Consider the following 3,967-nt stretch of genomic DNA (forward strand, 5'->3'; position numbering starts at 1 on the left):
TCGCCATCAACAAGGACGAGGACGCACCGATCTTCCAAGTGGCAGACATCGGCCTGGTGGGCGATCTGTTCACGATCGTTCCGGAGCTGACAAGCAAGCTCTGATCCGCAGATCACAACCGTATCACGAGAACCCGGTCAGCGATGGCCGGGTTTTTGTTTGGCCGGCGTGGAGGAGTGACGGATCGCTTTAACGAAGGTTTTCGTCCGGCGCCTCTAGCACTGTTCGCGCGGATCGTGCGACACGGGGAACGATGAACCAGACGCCGCCCTCCGCCCATGACTGGACCGGCGCCCTTGCCCGCGCCCATGCCCATGCGCCGTATTTGTCGCGCGCGCTGGACCGCTTGCCGGATCTTACGGCGTTGCTCGCCTCCGGTGAGGGCGAGGCCGCGCTGACTTGGGCCAAGTCGGCGGGCGACGGCGCGAGCGATGTCGGCACGGCGCTGCGGCGTGAGAAGCAGGCCCTGGCGCTGGCGCTGGCGATCGGCGACCTGGCGGGGGCGTTCCCGCTGCTGCGGGTGACCGGCGCCCTGTCCGACTTTGCCGATCGTGCGCTGGATGCCGCGATCACGGCGGGCATCCGCCGCCGCGCGCCGGACTTCGATCCTGCGACGCAGCCCGCCGGCTTTCTGGCGCTGACGCTGGGCAAGCACGGCGCGCGCGAACTGAATTACAGTTCGGACATCGATCCGATCCTGCTTTACGATCCCGCTCTCCTCCCCCGGCGCGAACGGGACGAGCCGGGCGAAGCGGCGCAGCGGGTGGCGCGCACCGTGGTGGAAACACTCTCCAGCGTCACCGCCGAAGGCTACGTCTTTCGCGTCGATCTGCGGCTGCGCCCCGCTTCCGAAGTCAGCCCACTCGCGATTTCGGTCGATGCCGCGCTGACTCATTACGAAACCTCCGCGCTCGCGTGGGAGCGGGCGGCGTTCATCCGGGCACGGGCCTGCGCGGGAGATATCGGGGCGGGCCAGCGCTTCCTGGATGCGATTCGCCCGTTCGTGTGGCGGCGCAGCCTGGATTTCGGCGCGATCGCGGATATTGGCCGTCTCACCCTGCGCATCCGCGACAGCGCGCGCGGCATGGCCGAGGCGGGCCCGGGGTTCGACCTCAAGAAAGGGCGCGGCGGCATCCGCGAGATCGAGTTCTACGCGCAAATCCACCAGCTGATCCACGGCGGCCGCAACCCCGACTTGCGGCTGCGGGGCACGCGCGCGACGCTGGACGCGCTGGCGCGGGCGGGCCTGATCGGTGCGGACATGGCGCTGCTGCTGGGCGAAAGCTATGATCGCCTGCGCACGATCGAGCACCGGTTGCAGATGGTGCAGGACCAGCAGACCCACGCCCTGCCCGCGACCGCCGAGGCGCTGGACAATGTCGCCCGGCTGGACGGGCTGCCCGATGGCGCGGCGCTGGTGGCGCAAGTGGCGGCGATCACCGCGCGGGTGGGCGACCTTTACGATGGGCTGATCCATGCCCATGCCGCCACCGATTGCGGCCGCACCCGGAACGCCGAACCCTTGGCCGAGACCGTGGCGAAGCTGGGTTTTGCCGATCCCGAGGCCACGGCCGAGCGGGTCGAGGGATGGACCAGCGGGCGGATGCGCGCCTTGCGATCGGATGCGGCCCGCTCTGCGTTCGAGGCGATTCGCGGCGATTTGCTGGCCGCGCTGGCCGCCTCGCCCGAGCCGCAGCAGGCGCTGGCCCGGTGGGAGCGGCTGCTGGACAATCTGCCCAGCGCCATCAACTTGTTCCGCCTTTTGGAAGCGCGCCCCGGCCTGACGGTGCGCCTGGCGCATATCCTGGGCCTGGCCCCGCCGCTGGCCGATGCTCTGGCCCGCCGGGCCGATCTGCTGGACCCCCTGATCGACGCCAGCGCGCTCGACCTGCCGGGCGAAGTGCCCGAACTGGTTCAGGAGCTATCCCGCTTCGAAGCGGGTGCCGACTACGAGCAGGTGCTGGATACCGTGCGGCGCAAAGTGGGCGAGTGGCGCTTTGCGCTGGGCGTGCAACTGATCGAGGGCACGCGTGATCCGATCGCGATCGGCGCGGCGATGGCGCGGGTGGCGCAGGCCGCCTGCCGCGTGCTGACCGATGCCGCCACGGCCGAGTTCCGCCACAATCACGGGTCGGTGCCGGGTGGCGAACTGCTGATCGTGGCGCTGGGCCGGTTCGGTGGCGGGGTGCTGACCCACGCGTCGGACCTCGACATCGTGTTCCTGTTCACCGGCGATTTCGATCGCGAATCTGACGGGCGGCGGCCGATCGGTGCGACGCTGTACTTCAACCGCCTCAGCCAGCGGGTGATCGCCGCCCTCTCCGCACCCACGGCGGAAGGCGCGCTGTTCGATATCGACACGCGGCTGCGTCCCTCGGGCGAGCAAGGCCCACCCGCCGCCAGCATCGAAAGCTTCGCGCGCTATCAGCGTGAGCAGGCCTGGACCTGGGAGCACATGGCGCTGGCGCGCGCGCGGCCGATCTACGGCTCGCCGCAAGGGCAAGGCGCGGTGTGCGAAACCGTGCGCGAAGTCCTCACCAAGCCGCGCGACCCCGCCAAGCTGAAGGCCGACGTGCTGGAGATGCGCGCGACCATGGCGCGCCATAAGCCGCCGCAAGGGCCGCTGGACATCAAGCTGGCGCGGGGCGGTCTGGTCGATCTGGAGTTCCTGGTCCACTATCTGCAATTGCGCGAAGGCGTGGGGCTGGAGCCGGAGCTGGGCTCTGCCGTCGCCGCGCTGGTGGCCGCCGCGCTGGTCCCTCCCGCGCTGGCAGCAGCACAGGCGGTGCTGACCCGCTTCCTGGTGGCCGCCCGGCTGCTGGCCCCCGATTCGCAAGTGCCGCCGATCGCCGCGCGCCAGGCCCTTGCGCGCAGCTGCGCTTGCGGTGATTGGGACGTATTGCTGGCAAGCCTGGCCGCTGCGCGCGCGGTGGTGGGCGCGGCGTGGGCAGACGCCTTTGGCGAAGAACTGGAGATTGCGTAGATGAGCGACAAGCCGAACGTGGGCGATGCCTTCCCCGACATCGCGATGGAAACGCCGGATGGCAGCACGGTGAAGCCGTCCGATTTTGCCGGCAAGCCGCTCGTCGTGTTCTTCTATCCCAAGGACGATACACCGGGCTGCACCACAGAGAACATCGATTTCACCCAACTCAAGCCGGAGTTCGAAAAGGCCGGCGTCGCCCTGCTGGGCGTGAGCAAGGACCCGCCGGCCAAGCACGCCAAGTTCATCGCCAAGCATGATCTGGCGGTCCCGCTCGCCAGTGACGCCGCCGAAAGCGGCCTCTCCGATGCGCTGGGCATCTGGACCGAGAAGCAGAATTACGGCCGCACCTACATGGGTATGGTGCGCACCACCTACTTGCTCGACGCGGCGGGCAAGATCGCCAAAGTATGGGACAAGGTGAAAGTGAAGGGCCACGCGCAAGCGGTGCTTGAGGCGGCCCGAGAGCTTTGACTTCCGACGAGGCGGATCGCGATCACGCCAGACCCGTTCGTATCGCGCGAAGTCGAGACACGGTGGGGCCCACCGCTTTCGTCTCGAATCCGCGCGACACGAAACAAGCCGAAGTCATGCCCATGGCACCTTTGCCCTCCCTCTCCCAAGCCATCAACGCCGCGCTGCTGACGCGCCAGCCCCGGGCCAAGGTCATAGCGGCACGCAAGGTCGCGCGCGACTGGCGGCTTGGCCGGTTGGCCTTCCGGTTCGACACGCCGATGCCGGACGCGCCAGGGCGGCCCGATGCGCCGGAACTGCTGCCGCCCAACCGTATGCTCAGGCGCGGCAAGGCCGGGTCGGTGCGCGGCAGGCTCGCGCTATGGCACGCAGTGGCGCACATCGAGTTCGTGGCGATAGACCTGGCACTCGACATGGCGGGCCGCTTCGGCGCGCAGCTGGGTGAAGCATTCGTGGCGGACTTCCTGCAGATCGCGGCGGAAGAGGCGATGCACTTCGCGTTGATCGAGC

3 protein-coding genes and 1 pseudogene are annotated in these 3,967 nt (G+C 68.8%); all 4 read left to right on the forward strand.

Translation table 11 applies throughout. The features are described 5' to 3' along the window. Positions 1 to 104, forward strand: a pseudogene (locus ACHWRX_RS13105) (electron transfer flavoprotein subunit alpha/FixB family protein); the annotation flags it as partial. A 149-nt stretch (positions 105 to 253) separates the two neighbouring features. Beyond that, on the forward strand, positions 254 to 2,983 hold the full coding sequence (locus ACHWRX_RS13110) for a bifunctional [glutamine synthetase] adenylyltransferase/[glutamine synthetase]-adenylyl-L-tyrosine phosphorylase (RefSeq protein ID WP_394659525.1): 2,730 nt from the start codon (positions 254 to 256) through the stop codon (positions 2,981 to 2,983). Then, entirely contained in the window at positions 2,984 to 3,457 is a 474-nt protein-coding gene (locus ACHWRX_RS13115) for a peroxiredoxin (protein ID WP_394659526.1), read from the forward strand. It begins immediately after the preceding gene. Between the two features lie 116 nt (positions 3,458 to 3,573). Continuing rightward, the coding region (locus tag ACHWRX_RS13120; RefSeq protein WP_394659527.1) for a DUF455 family protein at positions 3,574 to 3,967 on the forward strand (394 nt) is incomplete at its 3' end.

Source organism: uncultured Novosphingobium sp. (assembly GCF_964277725.1).
Taxonomy (GTDB): Bacteria; Pseudomonadota; Alphaproteobacteria; order Sphingomonadales; family Sphingomonadaceae; genus Novosphingobium; species Novosphingobium fluoreni.